Below are 26,554 nucleotides of genomic sequence, written 5' to 3'. Positions count from 1 at the left end.
GGGCCTTGTCTCATATAGAGCTATAAGGCCCCTACTCGGCGGCCTCGCCGGTCGCACGCTCGACGGCGTCCTCAATGGTCTTCAGCGCGTCCGGGTGCGGCATCGAGATGATGTTGTAGCCGGAATCGACGAAATGCACCTCGCCGGTCACGCCGGTCGAAAGGTCCGAGAGCAGGTACAGAGCGGCGCCGCCGACCTCGTCGATGGAGACGGTGCGGCGCAGCGGGGCGTGGCGCTTCTGATAGTTGAACATCAGCCGGGCATCGGCGATGCCGGCGCCCGCCAAGGTGCGGATCGGGCCGGCGGAAATCGCGTTCACCCGCACGCCCTGCGGCCCGTAATCGGCGGCGAGGTAGCGCACGCTCGCCTCCAGCGCCGCCTTGGCCACGCCCATCACATTGTAATTCGGCATCACCCGCGTCGAGCCACCATAGGTGAGCGTGATGAGCGAACCGCCTTCCGTCATCAGCGGCGCCGCGCGCTTGGCGAGCTCGGTGAAGGAGAAGCAGGAAATCACCATGGTGCGGGTGAAGTTCGCCCGCGTGGTGTCGGCATAGAGGCCTTTCAGCTCGTTCTTGTCGGAAAAGCCGATGGCGTGCACGAGAAAGTCGAGCTTGCCCCACTTCTCCTTCAGCGCCGCGAACACCGCGTCGACCGAAGCCAGATCCTCGACATCGCAGGCGAGCAGCGTGTCGCTGCCGAGGCTCTCGGCCAGCGGCCTCACGCGGCGCCCGAGCGCCTCGCCCTGATAGGTGAAGGCGAGTTCCGCCCCCTGCGCCGCCAGCGTCCGGGCGATGCCCCAGGCGATGGAATGATCGTTGGCGACACCCATGATGAGGCCGCGTTTGCCCTGCATCAGGTTGCCCTGAGGGGAAGTGCCCTGCGTCAGGCTCATGCTTGTGGTTCCTTCCGCCCCGCCGCCTCGATCACGCCTCGGGATGCTGGAACACCAGCACCGCATTGGCTCCGCCGAAGCCGAAGCCGTTGGAAAGCACCCGCTCCAGCCGCGCATTGTCGACGCGCTCGCGCACGATCGGCATGTCGGCGAAGGCCGGGTCGATTTCGTCAATATGGGCGCTCGCCGAGATGAAGCCGTTCTGCATCATCAGGATGGAGTAGATCGCCTCATGCACGCCGGTCGCGCCCTGCGAATGGCCGGTGAGCGACTTGGTGGCCGAGATCGGCGGCGCCTTGTCGCCGAACACGGCGCGGATCGCCTCGATCTCCTTGAGATCGCCGATGGGGGTCGAGGTGGCGTGCGGGTTGATATAGTCGATGCCGCCCTTCACGCCGGAGAGGGCCAGCTTCATGGCGCGGGCCGCGCCCTCGCCGGAAGGGGCGACCATGTCGGCGCCGTCCGAGGTCGCGCCATAGCCGATGATCTCGGCATAGATGCGCGCGCCGCGTGCCTTGGCATGCTCCAACTCTTCCAGCACCAGCACGCCGGCGCCGCCGGAGATGACAAAGCCGTCGCGATTCTTGTCATAGGGGCGCGAGGCGACCGCCGGGCGGTCATTATAATCCGACGACATGGCGCCCATGGCGTCGAACAGGCAGGAGAGCGTCCAGTCGAGATCCTCGCAGCCGCCGGCGAACATGATGTCCTGCTTGCCGTACTGGATCATCTCGGCGGCGTTGCCGATGCAGATATTGGTGGTCGCGCAGGCGGCCGAGATCGAATAGCTCAGCCCCTTGATCTTGAACCAGGTGGAAAGCGTCGCGGAAGCGGTCGAGCCCATCGCCTTCGGCACGGCGAAGGGGCCGACGCGCTTGGGGCTGGTGTTCTTGCGGGTGATGTCCGCCGCCTCGACGATGGTGCGGGTGGACGACCCGCCCGAGCCCATGATGAGCCCGGTGCGCTCGTTGGAAATCTCGTGCTCTTCGAGGCCCGCATCGCGGATCGCCTGATCCATGGCGACATGGTTCCACGCCGTGCCGCCGCCGTGGAAGCGCATGGCCCGGCGGTCGACCACCTCGCTGGCGTCGAGCTGGGGCGCGCCATGCACCTGGCTGCGGAAGCCGAGTTCGGCATAGGCGTCGGCCCGGCGGATGCCGCTCTTGCCCTCGCGCAGGGAGGCCAGCACCTCCTGGGTGGAGTTGCCTATGGACGAGACGATGCCCATTCCGGTTACAACAACACGGCGCATAGGCTTCCTTTCCTTCAAAGCACGCGAGAGGATCGAGACAGGCGAGATGGCCCCGCCCGGGTGGCGCCGCAAGGGCGCTGGGGTCAGGACTGGAACAGGCCGACCTTCAGGTCGCTCGCGCGATAGATCACCTCGCCATCGGCTTCCAACCAGCCATCGGCAATGCCGAGCACCAGCTTGGAACGCATCACGCGCTTGAAGTCGATGCCGTACACGACCTTCTTCACCGTGGGCAGCACCTGACCGGAGAACTTGATCTCGCCCGCGCCCAGCGCCCGCCCGCGGCCGGGAGAACCGAGCCAGCCGAGATGGAAGCCGACCAGCTGCCACAGCGCATCGAGGCCGAGGCAGCCGGGCATGACCGGATCGCCGATGAAGTGGCAGCCGAAGAACCAGAGGTCGGGCTTGATGTCGAGTTCGGCCCGCACATGCCCCTTGCCATTGGGGCCGCCATCCTCGGAAATCTCGGTGATGCGGTCGAACATCAGCATGGGCGGAGCGGGAAGCTGCGCGTTGCCCGGCCCGAAAAGCTCTCCGCGCCCGCACGCGAGCAGTTCCTCGTAAGTGAAGCTCGTCTGCCGCTCGACCATCGTCTCGGTATTACCCACGCTTGCTGTTTCCATGCCTTGAGCGGCCCGCAGCCGCCGGTTTTATGCGGCACGCGCGGGCACTCTCCGGCCCGGCCACCTGACGCAGCGCGCTTCCTATCACAGCGCCCCGCGCGCTCAAAGCCGGCCCGGCGCCTGCGGAGATGCCGAAAATGTCATCCCTATGACAATACCCCTGCACCGCTGCGCCGGAAAGCGGCAGAGGGTCGCCTCCGGCGCGGGCACGTAGGAAGGCTGCGCCATACCCCCCACAGATTGGAACTGTTACGATTATTCCGCCCGATATTGCCCCGGCGGTCACCGTACCGATATAATGCCAAGTGAAAAAGGTGCCCTGTGCCCGCTTCCGGCTCTGCCAGGAAGCGTGTCGCGGGGCCGGAGTTGCGGATCGACCTTGTCTCTCCCTTCGGGGGAAAGGCGGTAACGATGGTTCGGAAGACGAGATGAGCGAAGTTTTTCGCCCCCAGAACGTAGCCTTCTCCCGCATGGTGGTGGAAGAGGACGGCCCCGTGCTGCCGGTCGCCAAGCTGCGTGACGGCGCGGGCCGCACCGGCTGCCCGTTCCACGATGTGCGCCACATGCTGCGCGATGTCGGCCTGCGCCCCACCCGCCAGCGCCTCGCGCTCGGCTGGCTGCTCTTCGCCAAGGGCGACCGCCACGTCTCGGCGGAAATCCTGCACGAAGAGGCGATCAAGGCGCGCTTCCCGGTGTCGCTCGCCACCGTCTACAACACGCTGCACCAGTTTACCGAGGTCGGCCTGCTGCGCGAGCTGGCGGTGGACGGCTCGAAGACCTATTTCGACACCAACCCGTCGGACCACCATCACTTCTTCCTCGAAGGCGAGAACAACCTCGTCGACATTCCCAGCGCCTCGGTCGAGGTGGAGCGGATCCCCGAGCCGCCGGAAGGTTATGAGGTCGCGCGTGTCGACGTGGTGGTGCGCCTGCGCCCCAAGCGCCGCTCCTGATCCACGCCATTGCGCGAAATGTTCAAGGCCGGTCGCTCGACCGGCCTTTTTTCGTTTTGGCGGCACCGCCGGCTCACGCCCGCAGGAAGGCGGCAAGTTCGCGCAGCGCGGTTTTCGCCAGCGCATCGCCCGCGCGGGCGACCAGCATGACGGTCGCGGACGGCAGAGCGGGCAGATTCAACGCCGGGCCGACCTCGACGCTGCCCGCTGGCGCGAGATGGGTCGCCATGGGGGCGACCGCGAGCCCCGCCGCCACCGCCGCGCCGACGGAGGACACACTGCCGCCCGTGAAGGCTTCGCGCCAGCCAATCGCGGCCGAATCGAGCGCGGCGATCACGGCCGCGCGCACACCGCAGGGCGCCGCCAGCAGGGCGAGCGGCAGACGGCCGTCATCGGCGCGCCAGCCGGCGCCAGCAAACCAGCCATAGCGGTCCTGCCGTAGCATCTGACCGTCGCGTCGGTTGCCCTCGCGCCGGACCACGACGGCGTCGAGATCGCCGGCGTCGAAGGCATCCAGCAGGAGCCGCGAAAAGCCCATGCGGATGTCGAAGACGAGGCCGGGGCTCGCCGCCGCCAGCCGCCGCAACAGGCCGGGCAGCGTGTCGCCGGTGACATGATCGCTGATGCCAAGTCGTAGACGCTGCGGCGGCGCCACCTCCCACAGCCGCGCTTCGCGATCGGCCGCCAGCAGGCGGCGCGCCCGCTCCAGAAACGCCGCCCCATCTGCGGTGAGACGGACCAGGCGCGGCGTGCGCTCCAGCAGGGTGCGGCCGAGCCGGTCTTCCAGCTTGCGCAGCTTCAGACTCACCCCTGCCTGCGTGCCGCCCAGCGCCTCCGCCGCGCGGGTGAAGCTGGACAGCTCGGCGACATGGACAAAGGCGCGGACAAGTTCGAGGTCGAGAGGACGCTCATTCATTGCAAAATGCTATCATTGATATATTCAATGATAGCATTTTATCATGCTTCTCAGCGCGCTACGAGTCTCCGCACAGTGTTGCAAGGAGACCCGCCATGCCCATGATCCAGATAAAGTACGCGACTCCCACCGCCGCCGCCGGGCTGGACGCCGCCCTCGCCGCCCGCGCGTCGCAGCTTGCGCAGCAGCGGCTAGGAAAGGACCCGGCACTCACCGCGGTGCTAGTGGAGCGCGCCGACCCCGCGCATTGGTTCTGTGCGGGGCGCAGCCTCGCCGAAGCCGGCCTGTCCGGCTTCTGGCTCGATATCCGCGTGACTGAGGGGACCAACACCAAGGACGAGAAGGCGGCCTTCATCGCCGAGACCTTCGCCGCCTTCAGCGACATGCTCGGCCCCCTTCATGCGGAAAGCTATGTGCATGTGGTGGAAGCGCGCGGCGACGCCTATGGCTATGCCGGCCTGACCCAGGAACGGCGCTACATCGCCGCCCGGTCCGCCTAGGGCTCAAGCTGATAGGTGAGCGGCAGCCAGCGATACCCCTCGCCCTGCCGCTCGACATAGCCGAGCGAGGGGAAGGAGGTGTGATAGGCGGCCACCAGCACGCGGTCTGTCGACACCATGTCGTAGATTTTCCGCCGCGTGGCGGCGCCCGCCACCTTGTCCTGATCGAACAGCGCGTGCCAGTCCGGCCGCGCCAGCGAGGCGACCTCGTGATGGGCGCAGTCACCCCACACCAGAAGGCGCTTGCCCTGGCTTTCGACATGGAAGGCGAGATGCCCCGGCGTGTGCCCATGCGCCGCCACCGCGCGAATGCCGGGCAGCACCTCACCGTCCGCCGCAAGGAAACTCGTCTTGTCGGCCAGCGGCAGAACATGTGAGCGAAACAGGACGGCGGAGCCGTATTCGTTGCTCTCCTTCGGCGCCGCCAGCGGCCTGTCGCTCTTCCAGAAATCGAATTCGGTGGCGCCGATGACATAGCGGGCGTTCGGGAAGGTCGGCTTACCCTCGTTCATCAGCCCGCCGACATGGTCGGGATGGGCGTGGGTGATCACAACGACATCCACCTGCTCCGGAGCATAGCCTGCGGCGACGAGCGACTTCACCAGCTGACCGCCCGCAGGGGGCGGGACGAAGCCGTTGGCGCCATTGCCGGCGTCAAACAGCACCAGTTCGCGGCCCGTGTTGACCAGCGTGGGGGAGAAGCCGGGGCGGAAACGCCTTTCGGGCAGAAGGTTCGCCGCCATCAGCGCTTCGACCTCGCCCGCGAGCCGGTCCTCGCCGACGATGGGCCACGGCCCGTCAATCATCACGCTGGCGTCGAGCAGGCTGGTCACCTCGAACCCGCCGAGCCGGAAGCGCTGGAAAGTTGGGGTCGACGGCCCCAGCTCCGGCGCGGCCGCCAAGGCTGGAAACGCCCGCAGCACGGCCGGGGCGGCAAGGAGGCCGAGCGCGGCGGCGAGCGTCTGGCGGCGCGAGAATGCGAGCTGACGGCGCGCGGGAAGCGGAGACAAGCGGCGCATGGGCGTCCTCCAGGCCCGCTTCGCGGCGGACCATTTTGATGGTTGAATGCGCGCTTCGGGCGCGGCTTCGGGGAGGCTACAAATGGCGCCAGCGGATAGCTTGTACGAACGTGCGCCGACCGCCCCTCCCCGTCTCGCGGCCGGGCCGCTCTGGCATCTCGATGCGGCGCGCACCTGCTTCGTCGGTCCGCTCACCTACAACGCCCCGCACCAGCACGGCGCGCCGGTGTTTCTTGCCGGGCTGTACGGCCCCTTCGGCCTGCGGCTCGCCAGAGGCGACTGGCGCCGGGTGCGCACGGCGATGATTCCGGCCGGCCTTCTGCACGAGCTCGATGTGGGTGGAGAGCCGATCGGCGTGCTCTACATCGAGCCGTCGCTAGCGGGGGCCACCAGCCTTGCGGCTCTGACGGCGGGGACGGAGGAAAGCGGCGGTGCCGTTCTCGGCGCCAGCGGCGAATGCGCGCCGCTGCGCGCGCTCTGGGAGGATGCCGGCAGCCCCGACTGGGCCGGCGAGGCGCTGGACGATCTTCTCGGCTTTGGCGCCCGTCAGGCGCGGCGCGCATTGGATCCTCGCATCGCCCGCATCGTCGCGGGGCTGGACGCGACAGATCAAGCGCCGGGCGTGGCCAGCGCCTGCGCGCGGGTCGGTCTTTCCGCGCACCATTTCCAGCATCTGTTCACGCGGGAAATTGGCGTGCCCTACCGCCGCTACCGGGCGTGGCGGCGCCTGAGGCGGGCGATCGCGGCGGTGGCGGGCGGCAGCGGCCTGACCGCCGCCGCCCATGAGGCCGGCTTCTGCGACCAGGCGCATTTCACCCACGATTTCCGCCGCACCTTCGGCGCGCCGCCCTCGTGGAGTCTGAGCGGCGTGCGGATGTCTGGCGACCCAGCACGGCGGCGGGCCGCCAGTCAGGGGTGAGGCTCAAGCCTCTTCCATCGCTTCCAGTTCGCCGATCATGCGCTCGATAAGACCGAGGCCGGTCTGCCAGAAGGCGGGGTCGCGGGCATCGAGGCCGAAGGGCTTGAGCAGTTCCGAGTGATGCTTCGTGCCACCGGCCGCCAGCATGGCGAGATAGCGCTCGGCGAAGCCCTCCTGGGCGTTCTCATAGACCGCGTAGAGCGAGTTCACCAGGCAATCGCCGAAGGCATAGGCGTAGACATAGAAGGGCGAATGGATGAAGTGGCCGATATAGACCCAGTAATTCTCATAGCCGGGCCCGAGATGGATGGCCTCGCCAAGGCTTTCCGACTGAACTTCCATCCAGATGGCGCAAATGCGCTCGGCGGTTAGCTCGCCATTCTTGCGCTCGGTGTGGATGCGGCGCTCGAAGGTGTAGAAGGCGATCTGCCGCACCACCGTGTTGATCATGTCCTCGACCTTCGAGGCGAGCATCGCCTTGCGGGCTCGCGCATCCGGCGCCGCCGCGAGAAGCCGGCGGAAGGTCAGCATCTCGCCGAACACCGACGCGGTCTCCGCCAGGGTGAGCGGGGTCGGCGCCATCAGCGCGCCGTTCGGCGCCGCCAGCACCTGATGCACGCCATGGCCGAGCTCATGGGCGAGCGTCATCACGTCGCGCGGCTTGCCCATATAGTTGAGCAGCACATAGGGGTGGGCCGAGGGCACGGTGGGGTGGGCGAAGGCACCGGTGGCCTTGCCCGGACGCACGCCGGCATCGATCCAGCTCTTGTCGAAGAAGTCGCGGGCGATGTCGGCCATGCGCGGGGAGAAGGTGGAATAGGCGCCGAGCACCGTGTCGCGCGCCTCGTCCCAGCCGATGGGGCGCGTCTCCACCTTCGGCAGCGGCGCGTTGCGGTCCCAATATTCCAGCTTCTCCTTGCCGAACCACTTGGCCTTCAGCTTGTAATAGCGATGGGCGAGGCGCGGATAGGCGGCGTGGACGGAGGACACAAGCGCGTCCACCACCTCGCGCTCGACGCGGTTGGCGAGGTGGCGGGAATCCGCGATGTCCTCGAAGCCGCGCCAGCGGTCGGAGATTTCCTTGTCCTTGGCCAGCGTGTTGGTGATGAGGGTGAACAGGCGCAGATTCTCGCCGAACACCTTGGCCAGCGCCTCGGCGCCCTGTTTGCGCTTCTCCTCCTCCGGCTCGGCGAGGAAGTTCAGCGTCTGCTCCAGCGGCAGGCTCTCGCCGCCAACCTCGAAGCGCAGGCCCGCGACGGTCTCGTCGAACAGCCGGTTCCAGGCGCCACGGCCGGTGACGCCCTTCTCATGGAACAGGTGCTCGATGCGGTCTTCCAGCTGGTAGGGCTTCTCCGCCCGCACATCCTCGATCCACGGCCGATACTTGGCGAAGGCCGGGTCGGTGAGCGCCGTTTCCATCTTGGCATCGTCGAGCCGGTTCAGCTCCAGCGTGAAGAACAGAAGATGCGTCGAGGCGTCGGTGAGCTTTTCCTGCACGTCGCCATAGAATTTGGCGCGAACGGGGTCGGTGGTGTCACCGGAATAGACAAGGCCGGCATAGGAGTAGAGCCGGCCGAGCCGGTCCTCGATCTTCTCGTAGCGGGCGATGATGAGCGCCATCTGTCCGCCGGCATCCGCGCCGTCGAGCACCTCAGCCAGCTTGCCCTTATAGGCTTCCTCGAAGCCCGCCGACTCGGCGGCGACCGCGGCGAGGTCGGCCGTGAGCTCGGGCGAATCCATCGCCGGATAGAGATCCGACAGGTCCCATTGCGGCAGGGAGCCGAGAGCGGCGGCGGACGCCTCCGGCGAGCGGGGCGCGAAGGCGAAGGAATCGAAACGGCGCTGCATGGTCACTCCGGCGGGTAAGGCGAGGTGGCAGTGATATCGTGCGTCCCGGCGGGCTATCAACCGTCGCCTTGCGAATTGGCAGCGTCGACAAGGCGCGGCATTCTCTGCGAACCCTGCGCGTCCCGAGGAAAAAATGCGACCGCTGCTCCGAATTCTCGCCTGCCTGACCCTGCTCACCACTCTCGGCACCGCGCTGGCCGAGGCGGCGCCCCGCCGGATCGTGATCGTGCGGCATGGCGAGAAACACACGGCGCTGACCCTGTGCAGCCTCGGCAAGGAACGGGCGCAGGCGCTGGCGGCGCAATATCTCAGCCCGACCAGCCCGATGAGCCTGATCCGCAACGACCCGCCGGCCGCCATCCTCGCCATGACGCTGCATACGGTGGAGACCGCCCGCCCGATCGCCCGCGCCTGGGACATGCCCCTCACCGCGCCGCCGATCGGCTATGTGCCGATCCGCAACAACCGCTACTTCAATTCGAAGCTGAACGTGGTCAACCGCGACGTGGCGCGCGACCTTCTGGAAAATCCCCGCTGGCACGGCAAGACGGTGGTGATGGTGTGGGAGCATTTCCACATTGCCAGCGCGGCGCTGGAGGCGGAATTCGCCGGCGAGCAGGTGACGCTGCGCCAGCTGCTTCATCTCGACCGGGTGAAGGGCGTCAAGGGCGGCGTGCCGACCACCTGGCCCGACAGCAATTACAATTTCTTCTGGATCCTCACCTATGACCGCCCGAACGATACGGTGCCGAGCCGGTTCGAGGTCGTGCGGCAGTATTTCGCTGAGCCCTATGCCAACCTGCCCTCCAATGACTGGGGCGCGCCGGAGCCCCGCCCCGCGAACAGCGGCTGCTCCTGACAAAAAAAGAGCGCCACGGGGGCGCTCAGTCTTGGTCCATTTGGGATCGGCACGGTCAGTCGAAAGTGCGCTTCATCTTCTGCCAGGGCGAATTTTTGCCCTCATAGAGCGGGCCGAAGAAGGCGCGCGTCTTGGACTGGCCTTCGGTCTGGCGCACCTGCTGCTTGCGCACGCGCTCATGCTCGCGCACCTGGGTGCGGTCCACAGTGTCGCCAAAACGCGGCGTGTCGCGGGGACCGACGGACGTGGCGCCGGCCGGAGCCGCTGCAAAAACAAGGCCAGCAGCCACCAGAGCGGCAACGCCGACCGAACTCATCCGAGTCTTCGTCATGTTGACCTCCTCAAGAAACGATCTTCTGGCCTGACAACACGAGGCACTGAAAATAGTTTCCAATAGAGGCGGCGACGATCGACAAATTTCTCGGCACGCGACACGCCCACACGCGCGAGGAACCTGTCGCGCGTCCGGCCGTTGTTCGCGCGAAACCACGGGGGACGCCATGGCGATCACTTCTTCCACCACCGCCGCCTTCACCCCGCCGCTGCGCCTTAAGGACGAGGCCGAAGCGGTGGTGATCCGCACGCTCGACGAGGCGCTGGTCTTCGCCGAGCGCAACCCGCATCCCGAAGGCGACTATGAAGGGATGATCCGCCGCCTGCAGGGCGCCCATCGCGAGGAAGACGTTATCGAGGCCGCGAACGCCTTCCGCTGGTGGTGCGAGGCCAATGGGCTGCTGGGAGAGAACATCGGTTAAGCCTCGGCAACGCGCAGCACGACGATGCCGTTGCTGTTGCCGCGATTGCCGACGACGAGAACCTTGCCTTCCGGCGTGATGGCGACGGCGTCCGGCGGGCCATCCGCCTCATCGGCCGCGAAGCGCCGCCGAAGCCCGCCAAATCGCGGGCCAGTGCGTACGCGCAGCCGCAGCCCGTCCCGGTGATCGATGTCGTATGGGAAGGAATGGTGGGCGCGACAGGGATTGAACCTGTGACCCCCTCGATGTCAACGAGGTGCTCTCCCGCTGAGCTACGCGCCCATTCCGTGGTCTCTTGCGAGCGGGGCTCCCCTATAACCAGAAGCCCGGCTCGGTGCAAGCGGGGAATGGCGGCTGTGGATGACGCCGCCCTTCCCCACCGATCGGGCGCGCGTCAAGCCGCCAGCATCTTGCCGACCTCATTGACGAGATCGCGCAGATGGAAGGGCTTGGAAAGCACCTTCGCATCCTTCGGTGCCTGGCTGTCGGCATTGAGCGCGACGGCGGCGAATCCGGTGATGAACATCACCTTGATATCCGGGTCGAGATCGGTGGCGCGGCGGGCGAGTTCGATTCCGTCCATCTCCGGCATGACGATGTCGGTGAGGAGCAATTCGAACGGCTCCTCGCGCAGCCGGTCATAGGCAGAGCGACCATTGTCGAAATCGGCGACCTCATAGCCGGCATTCTGCAGCGCCTTCACCAGAAAGCGGCGCATGTCATTATCGTCTTCGGCGAGCAGGATCTTGAGCATCCCGGGCATCCTGATTGTCCTGAGGCGGCCATGGAGGGAGTCGGACGAACCGACCCGCGCACCGCGCCGCGTACACGTTCTCCTTGGGTACTCCAGCGCCCCTTAGCACATCGTGAACGCGCGCCCGTTTCCCTCGCGCGGACGTGTGCGCAAAAACTGGCGCGCCTCCGTGCGGCCGCATTCCGCCCCGCTATGCGTCATGTTAGACACGACGATCAGGCCCGCACGCGGCGGGACCGGAAGCGGATTGAGGAATGATGGCCGTCATTGCCGAGACGATCGACCCCGCCTTCGAGATCGTCCAACCGGCCGCGCTTCGTGCCCCGTTCCTGTTCAATTCGCCCCATAGCGGCATCGTCTATCCCCGCGCCTTCGTCAGCCAGTCGCGACTCGATCTGCCCGTGCTGCGCCGCTCCGAGGACAGCTTCGTCGACCGTCTGTTCGCCGAGGTGACGCGATTCGGCATGGGGTTCATGCGCGCACATTTCCCGCGCTGCTATCTCGACGTGAATCGCGAGCCCTATGAGCTCGACCCCCGCATGTTCGAAGGTCGCTTGCCCGCTTACGCCAATACGCGCTCCATGCGCGTCGCCGGCGGGCTCGGCACCATCGCCCGCATCGTCGGCGAGGCGCAGGAGATTTATGGCCGGCGCATTCCGGTGGACGAGGCGATCGCCCGCATCGAATCGCTCTACAAGCCCTATCATCGCTCGCTGCGCCAGCTGATGGCGCAGATGCAGCGCAGCTTCGGCGTCGCCGTTCTGGTGGACTGCCACTCCATGCCGTCCGGCTGCCAGCGGGACGGGCGCATCGACATCGTGCTGGGCGATCGCTACGGCACGAGCTGCGCCGGTGTCATTCCCGACACGATCGAAGCCGAGCTGCGCCGGCGCGGCTACAGCGTGGTGCGCAACAAGCCCTATGCCGGCGGCTTCATCACCGAGCATTACGGCAACCCCGCCTCCGGGATGCATGCGGTGCAGATCGAGATCAACCGCGCGCTCTATATGCGCGAGGCGACCTACGAACCGTCCGAAAATTTCGAGATCGTGCAGAACGATCTGCTCGAAGTCGCGCTCGCGCTGACCGAGATACCGCATCTCGACCTCGCGCCGCTGCGCACAGCGGCTGAATAACCCATATTTTTCAATTCATTGACGAGGCGTTTCAAATTTTTGATGGGGCGACGCAAAAAACCTCATCGCAGAGCCTTGCATTTTAAACATGCGAGCTATACCAATTCTGCACGCTCGGTTCCGGGCTGAAATCCACCACCGGTTGTTCGGTCAAAGCCGCTGAAAAAGCGGGGGGAAAGGTCGGTCCGAAAGGACGGACGGGCTCTCACAGAGAGACCACGGAACCGCAACGGGACGACCGGCAAGATGGCAGAAGCCACGGCAGGCGTTTTCGTCCGGCGCAAAAGAAAGAGGCCGCTTACGCAGCGCGCAAGCGGCCCAAGTCTAGGGAGGAAACGCCCAAGGAGGGCTGCACGGAGCGACGCCAATCGCTGCGTGCGAATGCAAGATGTAGGTGCATTGCGGAATAATCAAGGCAAGCCCTGTCAGTTTCTGGCATACCAAATACGGTGACGCGAGCGGTGTGACATTAATACCGCAACTTGCCGTATGAAATTACCTTTCAGGAGCGCTTGGCGCCCTGCCGGGCGTTGACGGAGCCGACCGGGGGGTCGCGGCACGTCAGCGCCCGTTTCCGTTTTGAGGCAGGCGCACGGCCGGTTGGCGGAATCCCGGCATCAGGAAACCGAGCCGTCTGTCCGGCTACCGCCTGAAGTTCGGCTGCCGAAAAAGCAGCAGAGCGAGCCCACCTCCCTTCTCGCCGCCCACCTTGATCCCGCACGCTTTCGCGCAGCGGTGGCGCGCTCTGTGCGACCAAGGGCGCATGAGGAGCCCGAACCCATTGAGCACGCGGGTGGGACGGGGAGAAGTGGCAGAAAAAGGCCTGCGTTCATTCGGGGCACCGTGCTCGCCCGGCACTCCAGACTGCGCCATTGAGGCCGAGCCGTCACGGCCGAGGCTGAACACTGCTCTTTCGCCGGGAGAACGGCCCTCCTCATCGCCAACCGACCGAGGCCGTTCCGCGCCCGGATGAGCTGCGCGACGCAGGAGCCGCGATGAACTCCCTTCGCGATAGTCCGGAGGTGATGATGGTGGCGCGATCAGCCTACTGAGATCGCGCGCAGGGAAACAGCGGGTCTGTCCGGCGCTGAAAAGAAAGAGGCCGCTTACGCAGCGCGCAAGCGGCCCAAGTCTAGGGAGGAAACGCCCAAGGAGGGCGGCGGCAGCGTGACGCCAATCACGCCGCCGCAACGCAATAAACATAGACCTGCGACGCCGCCGTGACAACGGCGAAACGAAAGAAACGAAACTGGCAATTGGTCGCAGGCGCTCAAATGATGACAATCGCGCATCCAGCGCGCGTGGCGCCGGAATCGGCACGCGGTGCTTTTAAGCGCCGCCTGCCATCGCCCTGAACCCGGCTTTCGTCGGGAGAACCCATCCCATGCGGAGCTGCATAGCGCGCCCGGGTCGCTGAAAATCTCATTGCTTTTCAAAAGGATGGCGAAAAAGAAAGGGGCCGCTCACGTTGCCGGAGCGGCCCAAGTCTAGGGAGGAAACGCCCAAGGAGGGCGGCGGTAAGGCGACGCCAATCGCTCTACCGCGCTGCAATAATATGGCAGGTTCACTTCTCCCGTGCAACGACGGAATTGCCCATTTCTTGACCCTGCCGGAATGGCAGCCATGCGCTTGGCGCGGGGCAAAATTGAGGGACGCCCCTCATCTCGCGCAGGAGTCGCGCCCGCCTCCGCCCCCTGCGCCACGCATAGGGCAATTGCCGTTCCCTGCGCTGCCCGGTAGGAAGTGAGGGCGCCGGACGGAACGTCCCGGCAGGGCAGCAGCAGGGGCAGGACCAGATGGGCGCGGTGGACTTCGAGAGCTTCGTCGACGAACTCGCCTCCGTGTCCGGGCAGGCCATACTGCCCTTCTTCCGCACCGCTCTGGGTGTCGAGGACAAGAGCCGCGGCGCGGTGTTCGATCCCGTCACCGCCGCCGACCGCGCCGCCGAGCAGGCGATGCGCTCGCTCATCCGCCGCACCTTTCCCAGCCATGGCGTGCGCGGCGAGGAGTTTCCCGATGAGGGCCTCGATGCCGATTATGTCTGGGTGCTCGATCCCATCGACGGCACAAAGTCCTTCATCAGCGGCATGCCGGCCTGGGGCACGCTGATCGGCCTGTGCCGGCAGGGCGAGCCGGTCTTTGGCATGATGCACCAGCCCTTCATCCGCGAGCGCTTCACCGGCGACGGCGCGCAGGCGCGCTATCGCGGCCCGGCCGGCGACCGCCGGCTCACCGTCCGCCCCTGCGCCTCCCTGGGCGAAGCGGTCATGATGACCACCAGCCCACTGCTGATGGAGGAAGGCAACCGCGTCCTCTACACGGAAGTGGAGAAGCGCGTGCGGCTGCCGCGCTACGGCGGCGATTGCTATGCCTATTGCATGCTCGCCGCCGGCCATGTCGATCTCGTCATCGAGACCAATCTGAACGATTTCGACATTCTGCCGCTCACCCCCATCGTTCAGGGCGCGGGCGGCATCGTCACCAATTGGGAGGGCGGCTCGGATCTCTCCGGCGGGCGCGTCGTCGCCTCAGGCGACCGCCGCCTGCATGAAGAGGCGCTGAGCGTGCTCAACCGCGGCTGAGGCCCCGTCGACGCCGATTCAGGCGGCCGCGCTGCCGGGAATGAAGGCATCGAAAGCGGCGAGCAAGGGCTCGCGGAACAGGTCGCGCTCCTGCAGCAATTCGTGTCGCGCGCCGGGAATGATAATGTGCGCGCCGGCGATCAGCCGGGTGCCGAGATGCTCGATGCTGGGCGTGGAGACGATCTTGTCCGCCCCCGCGCCGACCATCAGCAGCGGCTGGCGGATCGCCCGCGCCGAGGCCGGGTCGGCCAGCGTCTCCATCAGATCGAAGGCGGCCTTCACCCAGCCAATGGTCGGGGGGCCGACTTCGAGCTGCGGATGCTCCATGGATATGGTGAGGTTGCGGGCGAAGCGCGTGGCGTCGGAGGTCAGGCGATTGCCCTCGAAATGCACCTCGTGCAGCGGCCGCACCTTGCGGGTCGGCACATAGGCGCGCGACAGGCCGAGGCGCGACAGGGTGCGGGCAATGCGCCGCGCCGCGACATCGTGCTTCAGCAGCGAGAGGTCGAGCATGGGCGCGACCAGGAACATGCGCTCGAACGACTGCCCGCCCCGGCGCGCATGGTCGAGCAGGATGGCCGCGCCCATGGAATGGGCAAGGGCGAAACAGGGCCCCGGCATGTCCGGCAGCACCACCTCGCGCAGCAGCGCCTCAATGTCGAGCTGGTAGTCCGCGAAGTCCTTGATATGGCCCTTCATGGGGTTGGACAGCAGCCGCTGCGATCCGCCCTGCCCGCGCCAGTCAAGCGCGGCCACCGCGAAGCCCCGGCGCAGCAGGTCGCGCACGGTCTCGAAATATTTCTCGATCTTCTCGGTGCGGCCGGGAAAGACGCAGACAGTGCCGTGACACACGTCGCCCAGCGGCATCCAGCGGGCGAAACGCAGCCGGATTCCATCGGTGGCGGTGACCGCACCGCACAGGGCACCTTCCGGCACCGGATTATCCCGGGTCGAATAGAGAACGGGTTTGAAGCTCATGTCGCCGCGCGCTGGTTTTTGCCCTGCGGCTTATAGCGAAGCCCCGGCACCGGGCAAAGGCGCAAAAGCGCGCAAAGCGCCGCAACGTCAGGCCCGCCGGGCGGTGGCGCCTCTCAGTAGCGCTTGTCGCCGAAGCCGATCACCTTCATGCCGCTGATGGCGCCGGACGCGCCGTCCACCACCACTTGCACGCGCTCGCCGCGCGGGCCGTTGGCTTCCAGAAGAATGGTGGCCCCGCGCCGGCGGATCACGGAAATGTTGGAAAAGCCGCGCGCGCTCAGCATCCGCACCGCCGCGTCGGCATCCACCGGCCCGCCCGCCCGGCCGCCCGGCGGCGCGTCATAAGGCGCGTAGGGGCCCGGTCCCGGCGTATAGGGCCCGGGCGGCGGTCGATAATTCTGGGCGAACGCGGTCATGCTCCCCGGCAGCAGCGGGGGAAGCGTCCCGACCAGCAGTCCCACGGCGACGGCCAGCGCCACCGGTGCCCGCGTCCTCACTCCACACACCCCTTGATCGGATATTTACCGACCTTCGATCCCTTAACCCGTCGGCACTGAATAGGGTCCGAGCCCCTCGTTCATCCCGCGTTCATGTGCGATCCGCGCGGGCCGCGACAGGCGCGCCGCCGATTTCGCCATGAGGCTCTTGCGCGCCGCAAAGCCTTTCCTATCTCGCTGTTGTACCGGCCAGAAGGCGGTACGTGAACCGGGTTCGGCTCATTTGAGAGGACCCTTCTGCATGTCGCTTAATGTGAGGATATGCCATGCGTACGTTTGACCTTACCCCCCTGCACCGTTCGACCGTCGGCTTTGATCGCCTGTTCTCGCTGCTGGACCAGGTGAACAGCGTCGACACTGCCCCGACCTACCCGCCCTATAATATCGAGCGCACCGGCGAGAACGCCTACCGCATCACCGTCGCCGTCGCCGGCTTCACCGCGGACGATCTGTCCATCGAGGTGAAGGAGAATGGCCTGTCCATTCGCGGCGATCGCAAGGTCGAGGCCGGCAAGCCGGCCGATGTGCTCTATCAGGGCATCGCCGCCCGCGCTTTCGAGCGCCGCTTCCAGCTCGCCGACCATGTGGAAGTGCGCGGGGCCAGCCTCGCCAACGGCCTGCTGCATGTGGAACTGGTGCGCGAGATTCCCGAGGCGATGAAGCCCCGGACCATTCCCATCGCCACCGGCGCCAGCGCGCCGCGCGTGATCGAGGCCAAGACCAGCGAGGCGAAAGCCAGCGAGGCCCAAGCCGCGTGAGGCGGAGGCCGTACTAGCGAAGCCGACGGCCTGCTGCGGGTGAGGACCGTCCCCGCAGCGGCGCCTCAGCTCTCCATGGACAAAAAAGGGCGCCCCGGCGGACCACCGGGGCGCCCTTTGCGTTGCGGGCGGGAGATCAGTCCTCCGTCGGCGCCGGCTTGCCCGAGGCGCCGCGCGCATAGACCGAGGCGGTGCCGGCCGGCACGGTGCTGCCGGTGCCGACGCCGGTTCCCGTGCCGCTGCCGGCGGGGGGAACGGCAGGCGTTGCGGCGGCAGCCTTGGCCGGTTCGGCGGGCGGCGTGGCCGCGGGAGGCGCAGTCGATGCCGTCGCCGGGGGCATGGCGCTCGGCGGGACGGCGGTCCCCGGGATGATCCGCACCGGGGAGGCAGCGCCCGGCGCCGGCTCGCTCGCCCCCGTCGCAGCGGAGGGGGACGCGGGCGTCGTCGCATTGGCCGCCGGCTCGGGGGACGGCGGGGCGGAAGGCGGCGGGGAATCCGGGGCGGCGGCGGGCAGCGCCTCGGCCGAAGGCTCCGGCGCTGGGATGGCGGCGAGTTCCGGCGGCCGCGCGGGCGGCAGCGGCGCCACCGCCGGCAGCGCCTGACGGGCGGGTGCGGACGGCGCGGCGCCCACCGGCCCCTGCCCGATCGGGTGCATGGCGATCACCTCGCCGCTATAGGCATCGATACGCACGCGCATGCGCGCCCCCGAGCGCGCGGTGGCATCGACGAGATAGGTGTTGCCGTCGACGCGCGGCCGGCCGATGGCGCTCATGCCCAGGGAGCGCAGCATCGGGGCGACATCGGCGAAGGGAAAGCGACCCGGCGCCTGATAGACCGGCGGTGGGGGTGGATAGGCGGCCGGCGGGGGATAATAGACCGGGGGCGGCGGGTAATAAGCCGGGGGCGGGCCGTAATAGCGCTCCACATAGACCCCGCCATAGGGCCGGACATACATCTGCGCCTGCGCCGGCAGGCTGATGAGGGTGCACAAACCGGCCAGCGCCGGCACGGCCACCGCGAGGCGCCGGGGCAAGCGGGCGGTCGGCGCGCAGGGCATCGGCATGGACATCTCCGAAGCGGAAGGGCGAGTGGGCAGCGAAGCCGCAAAATGCGGCATCGGCAAGACCTTGGCGCATGTCCCCTCCCCTCCCCGCCCTCGCAACCACGCGGGCGGTAACGGCGACCTTCAGACGCAACGGCGTTGCGCACGGAGGCCAGGCGCCTTACCGTTCGTTTCGCTTCGCGCGCGCGCTTCGCAAGAAGAGTGAAAAAACGCGCCGGCGATTGCACGCGCGCCGCTTGTGCGCGGGCGTCAATTCTGGCATCTTCGCGGTTGATAGGGCAGGTATGCTGTCCTATAATTCGCGGCCCAGCCCTTCTGAGGGCGTGGCACGGCGGATGCTAGCGTAGTTCGGCGAGCGGGAACGCCTTGCGGGAGAGCGCCCCGCGGGAACAGACCGTTTCGGCGCCGGACATCAAAGCGACCCTTGAGGGAGTGACGGGAATGAATGAGGAATGGGGCGGCTCCGCCGCGCACGTTGTCCACGAGGCTCCGGTTCGTCCGGCCGCGGCGGATCGTGCCACCAAATCCATTTCCCACATCGACCCGGGCCTGCCGTCGGCGCAGGGGCTCTATGACCCGCGCAACGAGAAGGATTCCTGCGGCGTCGGCTTCATCGCCGACATCAAGGGCCGCAAGTCGCACCAGATCGTCCAGGACGGGCTGAAGATCCTGCTCAACCTCGAACATCGCGGCGCGGTGGGCGCTGACCCGCGCGCCGGCGACGGCGCCGGCATGCTGGTGCAGCTGCCGCACCGATTCTTCGCCAAGGAGGCGGAGAAGCTGGGCTTCACCCTGCCCGCGCCCGGCCATTACGCGGTCGGCCACATCTTCATGCCGCAGGACGCCGAGGGGCGGGAGATCATCCGCGCCACCATGGAGCGCGTGGTGGCGGAAGAGGGCCAGGTGCTGCTCGGCTGGCGCGACGTGCCGACCGACAACTCCTCGCTCGGCCACACTGTCCTCCCCACCGAACCGCGTCATGTGCAGGTTTTCATCGGCCGCGCCGAGGCGATCGCCAGCGAGGACGACTTCGAGCGCCGGCTGTTCATCCTGCGCAAGGTGATCTCCAACGCCGTCTACGACGCCAAGGACCCGCGCACGGCCGGCTATTACGTCGTGTCGCTGTCCTGCCGCACCATCGTCTATAAGGGCATGTTCAACGCTGACCAGCTCGGCGCCTATTATGCCGACCTGCACGACCCGGAGTTCGAGAGCGCGGTCGCTCTCGTGCATCAGCGTTTCTCGACCAACACCTTCCCCGCCTGGTCGCTCGCCCATCCCTACCGGATGGTCGCGCATAATGGCGAGATCAACACGCTGCGCGGCAATGTGAACTGGATGGCGGCCCGCCAGGCTTCCGTCGACAGCGAGCTGTTCGGCAACGACATCTCCAAGCTCTGGCCGATCTCCTATGAGGGCCAGTCGGACACGGCGTGCTTCGACAACGCGCTCGAATTCCTTATTCAGGGCGGCTACGAGCTGCCGCATGCCGCGATGATGCTGGTGCCCGAAGCCTGGGCCGGCAACCCGCTGATGAACGAGGAGCGCCGCGCCTTCTACGAATACCACGCCGCCATGATGGAGCCTTGGGACGGGCCGGCCGCCATCGTCGCCACCGACGGGCGGCAGATCGTCGCCACGCTGGACCGTAACGGCCTGCGCCCCGCGCGCTATCTCGTCACCAAGGACGACAAGATCGTGCTCGCCTCGGAAATGGGCGTGCTCACTTTCCCGGAGAGCGAGATCGTCACGAAGTGGCGCCTGCAGCCGGGCCGGATGCTGCTGGTCGACCTCGAAGAAGGCCGTCTCGTCCCCGACGAGGAGGTGAAGACCACGCTCGCCAAGGCGCATCCCTATAAGGAGTGGCTGCAGCGCACCCAGCTGGTGCTGGAGGAGCTGCGCTCGGTGGAAGCGCGCGAGGTGCGCACCGACGTATCGCTGCTCGATCGCCAGCAGGCCTTCGGCTACACCCAGGAAGACCTCAAGCTGCTGATGGCGCCGATGGCGACCACCGGCCAGGAAGCGGTCGGCTCCATGGGCACCGATACGCCGATCTCGCCGCTGTCGAAGAAGTCGAAGTCGCTGTTCACCTATTTCAAGCAGAACTTCGCCCAGGTCACCAACCCGCCGATCGACCCGATCCGCGAAGAGCTGGTGATGAGCCTCGTCTCCTTTATCGGGCCGCGGCCGAACATTTTCGACCTGGAAGGCAATTCCCGCCGCAAGCGGCTGGAAGTGCGCCAGCCGATCCTGACCAATGAGGACCTGGAGAAGATCCGCTCCATCGGCTTCATGGAGGAGCGCTTCGACACCCGCACGCTCGACATCACCTACCCCTCCGACAAGGGCGCGGCGGGCATGGGCGATGCGGTGGAGCGGCTGTGCGAGCGCGCCGAGGCGGCGGTGCATGGCGGCTACAACATCATCATCCTCTCCGACCGTCTCGTCGGGCCGGACCGCATCCCGATTCCCTCGCTGCTGGCGACGGCGGCGGTGCATCATCACCTGATCCGCAAGGGCCTGCGCACCTCGGTCGGTCTCGTGGTCGAGACGGGTGAAGCGCGCGAGGTGCATCACTTCGCCTGTCTCGCCGGCTATGGCGCCGAGGCGATCAACCCCTATCTCGCCTTCGAGACGATGATCGACATGCGCGTCGACATCCCCGAGGAGGTTGACGAGTACGAAATCGTCAAGCGCTACATCAAGTCGATCGACAAGGGCCTGCTCAAGGTCATGTCCAAGATGGGCATCTCGACCTACCAGTCCTATTGCGGCGCGCAGATCTTCGACGCCGTCGGCCTCAACCAGGAGGTCGTCGATCGCTATTTCTTCGGCACCGCCTCCTCGGTCGGCGGCATCGGCCTTGCCGAGATCGCCGAAGAGACCGCCATGCGCCACCGCGACGCCTTCAGCGACGCGCCGGTCTACCGCACCTCGCTCGATGTCGGCGGCGACTACGCCTTTCGCCTGCGCGGCGAAGAGCACGCCTGGGACCCCGAAACGGTCGCGGTGCTGCAGCATGCGGTGCGCGGCAATGCGCAGGACAAGTACCGCCACTTCGCCCAGCTGGTGAACGAAGCCGGCGCCAAGACGCTGAACATCCGCTCGCTGTTCCGCATCCGCGAGGCCGGCGAGATCGGCCGCGCGCCGATCGCGCTCGACGAGGTCGAGCCGGTGGCCGAGATCGTCAAGCGCTTCGTCACCGGGGCGATGTCGTTCGGCTCCATCTCGCGCGAGGCGCACACGACGCTCGCCATCGCCATGAACCGCATCGGCGGCAAGTCGAACACCGGCGAGGGCGGCGAGGAAGCGACGCGCTTCAAGCCGCTGCCGAACGGCGATTCCATGCGCTCGGCGATCAAGCAGGTGGCGTCGGGTCGCTTCGGCGTCACGGCGGACTACCTCGTCAACGCCGACATGATCCAGATCAAGATGGCGCAGGGCGCCAAGCCCGGCGAAGGCGGCCAGCTGCCCGGTCACAAGGTGGATGCGGTCATCGCCAAGGTGCGCCACTCCACCCCGGGCGTCGGCCTCATCTCGCCGCCGCCGCACCACGACATCTACTCGATCGAGGATCTGGCGCAGCTCATTTACGACCTGAAGAACGTCAACCCGGAAGCCGACATCTCGGTGAAGCTGGTGTCCGAGGTGGGCGTCGGCACGGTTGCGGCCGGCGTCGCCAAGGCGCGCGCCGACCACATCACCGTCTCCGGCTTCGAGGGCGGCACGGGCGCCTCCCCGCTCACCGCCATCAAGCATGCCGGCTCGCCCTGGGAGATGGGCCTCGCGGAAGCGCACCAGACGCTGGTGCTGAACAATCTGCGCGGGCGCATCGCGCTGCAGGTCGATGGCGGCCTGCGCACCGGCCGCGACGTGGTGATCGGCGCCATGCTGGGGGCGGACGACTTCGCCTTCTCCACCGCGCCGCTGATTGCGGCCGGCTGCATCATGATGCGCAAGTGCCACCTCAACACCTGCCCGGTCGGCGTCGCCACCCAGGACCCGGTGCTGCGCAAGCGCTTCAAGGGCACGCCCGAGCACGTCATCAACTACTTCTTCTTCGTCGCCGAGGAAGTGCGCGAGTTCATGGCGGCCCTCGGCGTGCGAACCTTCAACGAACTGATCGGCCGCTCCGACTGGCTCGACCAGCGCGAGGCGATCGAGCACTGGAAGGCCAAGGGTCTCGACTTCAGCCGCATCTTCGCCAAGCCGCAGGTCGGCCCCGACGTCGCGATCTACCACACCGAGCGACAGAACCACCCGATCGAGCATGTGCTCGACCGCACGCTGATCCACCAGGCCATGCCGGCGCTGGAGAGCGGCGAGAAGGTGGTGATCCACAGCCAGATCAAGAGCATCAACCGCTCCGTCGGCGCCATGCTCTCGGGTGAAGTGGCCAAGCGCTATGGCGATGCCGGCCTGCCGGACGACACGATCAACATCCATCTGACCGGCACCGCCGGCCAGGCCTTCGGCGCCTTCCTCGCCACCGGCGTCGCCATGACGCTGGTCGGCGAAGCCAATGACTATGTCGGCAAGGGCCTCTCGGGTGGGCGGATCGTGGTGATGCCGGCGGCGGACAGCGCCATCGTGCCGGAACAGTCGATCATCGTCGGCAACACGGTGCTCTACGGCGCCACCTCGGGCGAGGTCTATTTCCGCGGGGTGGCCGGCGAGCGCTTCGCCGTGCGCAATTCGGGCGCCATCGCGGTGGTCGAAGGCACGGGCGATCATGGCTGCGAGTACATGACCGGCGGCGTTGTCGTCGTCATCGGCCAGACCGGGCGCAACTTCGCGGCCGGCATGTCCGGCGGCGTCGCCTATGTGCTGGATGAGGACGGCACCTTCAAGAAGCGCTGCAACCTCTCCATGGTCGATCTCGAACCGGTGGAAGAGGAAGAGGACCTGCTGGAGCGCCTGCACCACCATGGTGGCGACCTGGAATTCAAGGGCCGCATCGATATCATGGCGGATATGGGCCATCACGACGAGGAGCGCCTGCATCAGCTCATCGCCAAACACCTGCACTATACGGGCTCGGCGCGGGCGCAGGCGATCCTCGACAACTGGGCCGATTATCGCGGCAAGTTCGTCAAGGTGATGCCCGTCGAGTACCAGCGGGCGCTGCGCGAAATGGAGAAAATGCGCGGCCTGCAAGCAGCCGAATAGGTCTGCCCGCACCCGCCGGGGCTCCCGGCGGGACCGGCCCTTCGGGAGGGCCGCGGCTCGGTCGCGGCGCGGTACGGTGCCGCGCCGCCATTTTCCAACTGGCATGTTTGATGTATCTGCACCGGGGGGTGGAATGCCTCCAAGGTGGCGGTGCTCCGCGAAAGAGGGCGCAATGGGCAAGGTTACGGGCTTTCTCGAAATCGATCGGCGCGAGGCGAAGTATCAGCCCGCCTCCGACCGCATTCGCCATTTCCGCGAGTTCACCCTGCCGCTGCCGGACGCCGAGGTCGCCAACCAGGCCTCGCGCTGCATGGATTGCGGTGTGCCGTTCTGCCATGGCCCGAATGGCTGCCCGATCCACAACCAGATCCCGGACTGGAACGACCTCGTCTATCACGGCAATTGGGAAGAGGCGGCGCGCAACCTCCACTCCACCAATAACTTCCCCGAATTCACCGGCCGCATCTGCCCCGCCCCCTGCGAGGAAGCCTGCACGCTGAATCTCGAGGACGTGCCGGTCACCATCAAGACCGTCGAACAGGCCATCGCCGACAAGGCGTGGAAGGCAGGCTGGATCAAGCCGGAGCCAGCCGCGCACAAGACCGGCAAGAAGGTCGCCGTGGTCGGCTCCGGCCCGGCCGGCCTCGCCGCCGCCCAGCAACTCGCCCGCGCCGGCCATGAGGTGCATGTCTATGAGCGCGAGCCGAAGGCTGGCGGCCTGCTGCGCTACGGCATCCCCGACTTCAAGATGGAGAAGCACTATATCGACCGCCGCGTCGCCCAGATGCAGGGCGAAGGCGTGACCTTCCATTACGGCGTCAATGTCGGCGTCACCACGCCACTGGAAGAATTGCTGGAAGGCCATGACGCGGTACTGATGTGCGGTGGATCGGAAGCCCCGCGCAACCCGGCCCTGCCCGGCCAGGAACTGGAAGGCGTGCACTACGCCATGCCCTATCTGGTGCAGCAGAACCGCCGCGTCGGCCATGAGGATGTGTCGCGCGAGCAGCCCATTCTCGCCGCTGGCAAGCATGTGGTGGTGATCGGCGGCGGCGACACCGCCTCCGACTGCGTGGGCACCGCCTTCCGCCAGGGCGCGCTGTCGGTACACCAGCTCGACATCCGCCCGGTGCCGCCGCTGAAGGAAGACAAGCTGGCGGTGTGGCCCTATTGGCCGACCAAGTTCCGCACCTCTTCCTCGCAGGCCGAAGGCGCCGAGCGCGAATTCGCCGCCGCGACCCTCGGCATCGAGGGCAAGAAGGGCCATGTCACCGCCGTGAAGTGCGCCCGCGTCGACGCCAAGCGCCAGCCGATCGCCGGGACCGAATTCCTGATCAAGGCGGATCTCGTCTTCATCGCTCTCGGCTTCGTCCATCCGGTGCGCGAAGGCATGCTGGAGCAGGAGGGCCTCACCCTCGACAAGCGCGGCAATGTGGCGGCTACCGATCTCGATTACGCCACCACCGTGCCGAAGCTGTTCGCCGCTGGCGACATGCGCCGCGGCCAGTCCCTCGTGGTGTGGGCGATCCGCGAAGGCCGTCAGGCGGCGCAGTCGATCGACACCTTCCTGATGGGCAGCTCCGTCCTGCCGCGCTGAGGGTCCTCGCCTGCCAGAAGCAAAAGCCGGGCCTCACGCCCGGCTTTTTCATGCGGCCATGTCTAAGGGGTAGGCGCCGTTCCCGGCAGCGGCGCCTGCGGCATGGCGGGAACCAGCGGTTCCGCCGGCTGGCCGGGCGGCCAGCGGAAATCGTCTGTGCGGCCGGCCACCGCTGGCGGAGCCGTGCCCTCGACCAGAACACTGGCCGGCTCCGGCTTGGCCTCCTCCGCCAGCGCCGAGCGGCGGCTATCATTGCCCGCGGCCAGCGCCGGCGCCCCGGCGAGCGTGCGCGCATTGCCGGCCGGCGGCCCTCCGGTCAGCATGATGATGGAAGGTCGCGTGTCCGCCGGGTCGGCGGCAGCGGCGGGAACGTCCTGCCCGGAGAGCAGATCGTCGAGCTTCTGGTCGACGAAGAAGGCCAGCTTGCGCGCGCCGGCGCGGGTGAAGCCGACACCGTCGGCGGTGCGCAGGCGGCGGCGCTGGCCGTCCACCGCCGGGCCGGACATCATGAACTTGCCGTTCTCATCGACGAAACCGTCGGTGGCGTCGACGAAGATGAAGCCGTTGCGCTCCACCATTTCCTTCAAAAGGGCGTTGTAGCGGGCGATCTGCTCGCTGCGCACGCTGTCTTCCACCGGCGGCAGACCGACCACGACCACGTTGCGGCGCTGCAGCTTCAACGCCAGCAGGAAGTCCTCGAAGCGACGCGAATAGAGTTCGCGCCAGCGCTCATCGAACAATTCTGCCCGCACGCCGGACGCATCGGTGATCGGCTCCAGATCGTTGGCGCCGGCGAGGACAACGATCACATCGGCCTGATCATTGCCCGTGGGCAATTGCCGCGCGCCAGCGAGAAGGTCCACCGTGCGACCCGGGGCAAAGCCGGCGCCGGCTTCCGCGCGACCGACTACCGCCGCGCTTTCGCGGTCGGCAGCGAAGGCATCCGCCAGCCCCTGAGCCAGCGTGCCGGCCTGCTCGTCGCCGAACACCAGCACCACGTCCTTCACCTTGTCGGACGCCGCCCGCGCCTCGCTGGACGAGGCATAGACCTTGCCGCGCGGCTCGGCCGGAGGCTGCGCCACCACGGGCGGCGGCGGCGCTAGCTGGGGTTCCATCGGCATCATACGCCGGGGGCGGGCGTCATTGCCGCCGAACAGATTGATCAGCGGCTGGAAGGGCGACCAGGAACGGCTCGGGGCGGCAGCCTGCGGCGGCGCGCCGCGCTGCTGCGGACGCGCCTGCTGGCGCTGCTGGGGGCGCTGCTGCTGTTGGGAAGGCCGGACGGAGGGCTGGCCGACATCGGCTGGCGGGCGGAACCAGTCGCTCTGCGCCTGCGCCAGCGCGCAGCCGGCCAGAAGCAGACCGGCCGCCGCCAGTGCCTTCGCTCCGATCCGATAGCCGAGCCTGCGGCCCATGCGCCGATTTCCCAATGGTGACACCCAGAACGGGTGGCCCATTATCGCGGCTGATTCAAGACCCTC

22 protein-coding genes and 1 tRNA gene are annotated in these 26,554 nt (G+C 67.2%); 10 read left to right on the top strand and 13 right to left on the bottom strand.

Features of this window, described 5'->3' with window-relative positions; translation table 11 throughout:
- Nucleotides 1-31: 31 nt before the first annotated feature.
- The 3 genes from fabI to fabA all read right to left on the bottom strand — a co-directional run bounded on the left by fabI (nucleotide 32) and on the right by fabA (nucleotide 2,737).
- Nucleotides 32-895: an enoyl-ACP reductase FabI gene (gene fabI / locus K9D25_RS11145; protein WP_244375203.1), complete on the bottom strand. Its 864-nt coding sequence runs from the start codon at nucleotides 893-895 to the stop codon at nucleotides 32-34.
- 31 nt (nucleotides 896-926) lie between these two features.
- Nucleotides 927-2,147 carry a beta-ketoacyl-ACP synthase I gene (gene fabB / locus K9D25_RS11140; protein ID WP_244375202.1) on the bottom strand — a complete coding sequence of 407 codons (1,221 nt, stop codon included), beginning with the start codon at nucleotides 2,145-2,147 and terminating at the stop codon, nucleotides 927-929.
- Between the two features lie 83 nt (nucleotides 2,148-2,230).
- Nucleotides 2,231-2,737, bottom strand: a complete 507-nt coding sequence (gene fabA / locus K9D25_RS11135) for a 3-hydroxyacyl-[acyl-carrier-protein] dehydratase FabA (RefSeq protein WP_244450849.1) — start codon at nucleotides 2,735-2,737, stop codon at nucleotides 2,231-2,233.
- Nucleotides 2,738-3,198: 461 nt separating this feature from the next.
- Between fabA and irrA the strand changes: the two genes are divergently transcribed.
- A complete protein-coding gene (irrA, locus tag K9D25_RS11130) occupies nucleotides 3,199-3,723 on the top strand; it encodes an iron response transcriptional regulator IrrA (protein ID WP_279613732.1) in 525 nt (174 codons plus the stop codon).
- Nucleotides 3,724-3,796: 73 nt separating this feature from the next.
- Here the strand turns inward: irrA and K9D25_RS11125 are convergent, their stop codons facing one another.
- Nucleotides 3,797-4,639 (bottom strand): LysR family transcriptional regulator, encoded by an 843-nt coding sequence (locus tag K9D25_RS11125; RefSeq protein WP_244375201.1) that lies wholly within the window; start codon nucleotides 4,637-4,639, stop codon nucleotides 3,797-3,799.
- Between the two features lie 95 nt (nucleotides 4,640-4,734).
- Here K9D25_RS11125 and K9D25_RS11120 point away from each other — a divergent pair, with 95 nt between their 5' ends.
- Nucleotides 4,735-5,139 (top strand): tautomerase family protein, encoded by a 405-nt coding sequence (locus tag K9D25_RS11120; RefSeq protein WP_244375200.1) that lies wholly within the window; start codon nucleotides 4,735-4,737, stop codon nucleotides 5,137-5,139.
- Here K9D25_RS11120 and K9D25_RS11115 read toward each other — a convergent pair.
- Nucleotides 5,136-6,158 (bottom strand): MBL fold metallo-hydrolase, encoded by a 1,023-nt coding sequence (locus tag K9D25_RS11115; protein ID WP_244375199.1) that lies wholly within the window; start codon nucleotides 6,156-6,158, stop codon nucleotides 5,136-5,138. The genes K9D25_RS11120 and K9D25_RS11115 overlap by 4 nt on opposite strands.
- Before the next feature lie 82 nt (nucleotides 6,159-6,240).
- Here K9D25_RS11115 and K9D25_RS11110 point away from each other — a divergent pair, with 82 nt between their 5' ends.
- A complete protein-coding gene (locus K9D25_RS11110) occupies nucleotides 6,241-7,077 on the top strand; it encodes a helix-turn-helix domain-containing protein (RefSeq protein WP_244375198.1) in 837 nt (278 codons plus the stop codon).
- Between the two features lie 3 nt (nucleotides 7,078-7,080).
- On the opposite strand, the gene K9D25_RS11105 is transcribed toward K9D25_RS11110, so the two are convergent.
- Nucleotides 7,081-8,925, bottom strand: a complete 1,845-nt coding sequence (locus K9D25_RS11105; protein ID WP_244375197.1) for a M3 family oligoendopeptidase — start codon at nucleotides 8,923-8,925, stop codon at nucleotides 7,081-7,083.
- Nucleotides 8,926-9,058: 133 nt separating this feature from the next.
- Here K9D25_RS11105 and K9D25_RS11100 point away from each other — a divergent pair, with 133 nt between their 5' ends.
- Nucleotides 9,059-9,784: a histidine phosphatase family protein gene (locus K9D25_RS11100; RefSeq protein ID WP_244375196.1), complete on the top strand. Its 726-nt coding sequence runs from the start codon at nucleotides 9,059-9,061 to the stop codon at nucleotides 9,782-9,784.
- A 55-nt stretch (nucleotides 9,785-9,839) separates the two neighbouring features.
- On the opposite strand, the gene K9D25_RS11095 is transcribed toward K9D25_RS11100, so the two are convergent.
- On the bottom strand, nucleotides 9,840-10,115 hold the full coding sequence (locus K9D25_RS11095; RefSeq protein WP_244375195.1) for a hypothetical protein: 276 nt from the start codon (nucleotides 10,113-10,115) through the stop codon (nucleotides 9,840-9,842).
- A 169-nt stretch (nucleotides 10,116-10,284) separates the two neighbouring features.
- On the opposite strand from K9D25_RS11095, the gene K9D25_RS11090 reads away from it, so the two are divergent.
- The gene (locus tag K9D25_RS11090) at nucleotides 10,285-10,539 is read left to right on the top strand and encodes a hypothetical protein (RefSeq protein ID WP_244375194.1); all 255 of its coding nucleotides are present in this window, start codon (nucleotides 10,285-10,287) and stop codon (nucleotides 10,537-10,539) included.
- Between the two features lie 207 nt (nucleotides 10,540-10,746).
- Here K9D25_RS11090 and K9D25_RS11085 read toward each other — a convergent pair.
- Nucleotides 10,747-10,821, bottom strand: a tRNA-Val gene (locus tag K9D25_RS11085).
- A 112-nt stretch (nucleotides 10,822-10,933) separates the two neighbouring features.
- The gene (gene cpdR, locus K9D25_RS11080) at nucleotides 10,934-11,293 is read right to left on the bottom strand and encodes a cell cycle two-component system response regulator CpdR (protein WP_244450848.1); all 360 of its coding nucleotides are present in this window, start codon (nucleotides 11,291-11,293) and stop codon (nucleotides 10,934-10,936) included.
- Between the two features lie 254 nt (nucleotides 11,294-11,547).
- Here cpdR and K9D25_RS11075 point away from each other — a divergent pair, with 254 nt between their 5' ends.
- Nucleotides 11,548-12,429, top strand: coding sequence for an N-formylglutamate amidohydrolase (locus K9D25_RS11075; protein WP_244375193.1), 882 nt, complete (start codon nucleotides 11,548-11,550; stop codon nucleotides 12,427-12,429).
- A 1,796-nt stretch (nucleotides 12,430-14,225) separates the two neighbouring features.
- A complete protein-coding gene (hisN, locus tag K9D25_RS11070) occupies nucleotides 14,226-15,011 on the top strand; it encodes a histidinol-phosphatase (protein WP_244375192.1) in 786 nt (261 codons plus the stop codon).
- An 18-nt stretch (nucleotides 15,012-15,029) separates the two neighbouring features.
- Here the strand turns inward: hisN and K9D25_RS11065 are convergent, their stop codons facing one another.
- Nucleotides 15,030-15,989 carry an alpha/beta fold hydrolase gene (locus K9D25_RS11065; RefSeq protein WP_244375191.1) on the bottom strand — a complete coding sequence of 320 codons (960 nt, stop codon included), beginning with the start codon at nucleotides 15,987-15,989 and terminating at the stop codon, nucleotides 15,030-15,032.
- Between the two features lie 113 nt (nucleotides 15,990-16,102).
- Nucleotides 16,103-16,468: a hypothetical protein gene (locus K9D25_RS11060; RefSeq protein WP_244375190.1), complete on the bottom strand. Its 366-nt coding sequence runs from the start codon at nucleotides 16,466-16,468 to the stop codon at nucleotides 16,103-16,105.
- A 284-nt stretch (nucleotides 16,469-16,752) separates the two neighbouring features.
- On the opposite strand from K9D25_RS11060, the gene K9D25_RS11055 reads away from it, so the two are divergent.
- Nucleotides 16,753-17,244 (top strand): Hsp20 family protein, encoded by a 492-nt coding sequence (locus tag K9D25_RS11055; RefSeq protein WP_244375189.1) that lies wholly within the window; start codon nucleotides 16,753-16,755, stop codon nucleotides 17,242-17,244.
- A gap of 136 nt (nucleotides 17,245-17,380) precedes the next feature.
- Here the strand turns inward: K9D25_RS11055 and K9D25_RS11050 are convergent, their stop codons facing one another.
- On the bottom strand, nucleotides 17,381-18,307 hold the full coding sequence (locus K9D25_RS11050) for a hypothetical protein (protein ID WP_244375188.1): 927 nt from the start codon (nucleotides 18,305-18,307) through the stop codon (nucleotides 17,381-17,383).
- Nucleotides 18,308-18,739: 432 nt separating this feature from the next.
- On the opposite strand from K9D25_RS11050, the gene gltB reads away from it, so the two are divergent.
- A complete protein-coding gene (gene gltB, locus K9D25_RS11045) occupies nucleotides 18,740-23,476 on the top strand; it encodes a glutamate synthase large subunit (protein WP_432207872.1) in 4,737 nt (1,578 codons plus the stop codon).
- A 172-nt stretch (nucleotides 23,477-23,648) separates the two neighbouring features.
- Nucleotides 23,649-25,073: a glutamate synthase subunit beta gene (locus tag K9D25_RS11040; RefSeq protein WP_244375186.1), complete on the top strand. Its 1,425-nt coding sequence runs from the start codon at nucleotides 23,649-23,651 to the stop codon at nucleotides 25,071-25,073.
- Between the two features lie 62 nt (nucleotides 25,074-25,135).
- On the opposite strand, the gene K9D25_RS11035 is transcribed toward K9D25_RS11040, so the two are convergent.
- Nucleotides 25,136-26,488 (bottom strand): SGNH/GDSL hydrolase family protein, encoded by a 1,353-nt coding sequence (locus tag K9D25_RS11035; protein WP_244375185.1) that lies wholly within the window; start codon nucleotides 26,486-26,488, stop codon nucleotides 25,136-25,138.
- Between the last annotated feature and the right edge of the window lie 66 nt (nucleotides 26,489-26,554).

The sequence above is a fragment of the Ancylobacter polymorphus genome (assembly GCF_022836935.1).
GTDB classification, from domain to species: domain Bacteria; phylum Pseudomonadota; class Alphaproteobacteria; order Rhizobiales; family Xanthobacteraceae; genus Ancylobacter; species Ancylobacter polymorphus_A.
The sequence above is the reverse complement of the archived record's forward strand: the minus strand, read 5'-3'. Positions and strand labels throughout refer to the sequence as shown.

Coding starts and splice junctions, on each gene's coding strand:
- fabI (WP_244375203.1), bottom strand. CDS start 895: ATGAGCCTGACGCAGGGCACTTCCCCTCAGGGCAACCTGATGCAGGGC.
- fabB (WP_244375202.1), bottom strand. CDS start 2,147: ATGCGCCGTGTTGTTGTAACCGGAATGGGCATCGTCTCGTCCATAGGC.
- fabA (WP_244450849.1), bottom strand. CDS start 2,737: ATGGTCGAGCGGCAGACGAGCTTCACTTACGAGGAACTGCTCGCGTGC.
- irrA (WP_279613732.1), top strand. CDS start 3,199: ATGAGCGAAGTTTTTCGCCCCCAGAACGTAGCCTTCTCCCGCATGGTG.
- K9D25_RS11125 (WP_244375201.1), bottom strand. CDS start 4,639: ATGAATGAGCGTCCTCTCGACCTCGAACTTGTCCGCGCCTTTGTCCAT.
- K9D25_RS11120 (WP_244375200.1), top strand. CDS start 4,735: ATGCCCATGATCCAGATAAAGTACGCGACTCCCACCGCCGCCGCCGGG.
- K9D25_RS11115 (WP_244375199.1), bottom strand. CDS start 6,158: ATGCGCCGCTTGTCTCCGCTTCCCGCGCGCCGTCAGCTCGCATTCTCG.
- K9D25_RS11110 (WP_244375198.1), top strand. CDS start 6,241: ATGGCGCCAGCGGATAGCTTGTACGAACGTGCGCCGACCGCCCCTCCC.
- K9D25_RS11105 (WP_244375197.1), bottom strand. CDS start 8,925: ATGCAGCGCCGTTTCGATTCCTTCGCCTTCGCGCCCCGCTCGCCGGAG.
- K9D25_RS11100 (WP_244375196.1), top strand. CDS start 9,059: ATGCGACCGCTGCTCCGAATTCTCGCCTGCCTGACCCTGCTCACCACT.
- K9D25_RS11095 (WP_244375195.1), bottom strand. CDS start 10,115: ATGACGAAGACTCGGATGAGTTCGGTCGGCGTTGCCGCTCTGGTGGCT.
- K9D25_RS11090 (WP_244375194.1), top strand. CDS start 10,285: ATGGCGATCACTTCTTCCACCACCGCCGCCTTCACCCCGCCGCTGCGC.
- cpdR (WP_244450848.1), bottom strand. CDS start 11,293: ATGCTCAAGATCCTGCTCGCCGAAGACGATAATGACATGCGCCGCTTT.
- K9D25_RS11075 (WP_244375193.1), top strand. CDS start 11,548: ATGATGGCCGTCATTGCCGAGACGATCGACCCCGCCTTCGAGATCGTC.
- hisN (WP_244375192.1), top strand. CDS start 14,226: ATGGGCGCGGTGGACTTCGAGAGCTTCGTCGACGAACTCGCCTCCGTG.
- K9D25_RS11065 (WP_244375191.1), bottom strand. CDS start 15,989: ATGAGCTTCAAACCCGTTCTCTATTCGACCCGGGATAATCCGGTGCCG.
- K9D25_RS11055 (WP_244375189.1), top strand. CDS start 16,753: ATGCGTACGTTTGACCTTACCCCCCTGCACCGTTCGACCGTCGGCTTT.
- K9D25_RS11050 (WP_244375188.1), bottom strand. CDS start 18,307: ATGCCGATGCCCTGCGCGCCGACCGCCCGCTTGCCCCGGCGCCTCGCG.
- K9D25_RS11040 (WP_244375186.1), top strand. CDS start 23,649: ATGGGCAAGGTTACGGGCTTTCTCGAAATCGATCGGCGCGAGGCGAAG.
- K9D25_RS11035 (WP_244375185.1), bottom strand. CDS start 26,488: ATGGGCCGCAGGCTCGGCTATCGGATCGGAGCGAAGGCACTGGCGGCG.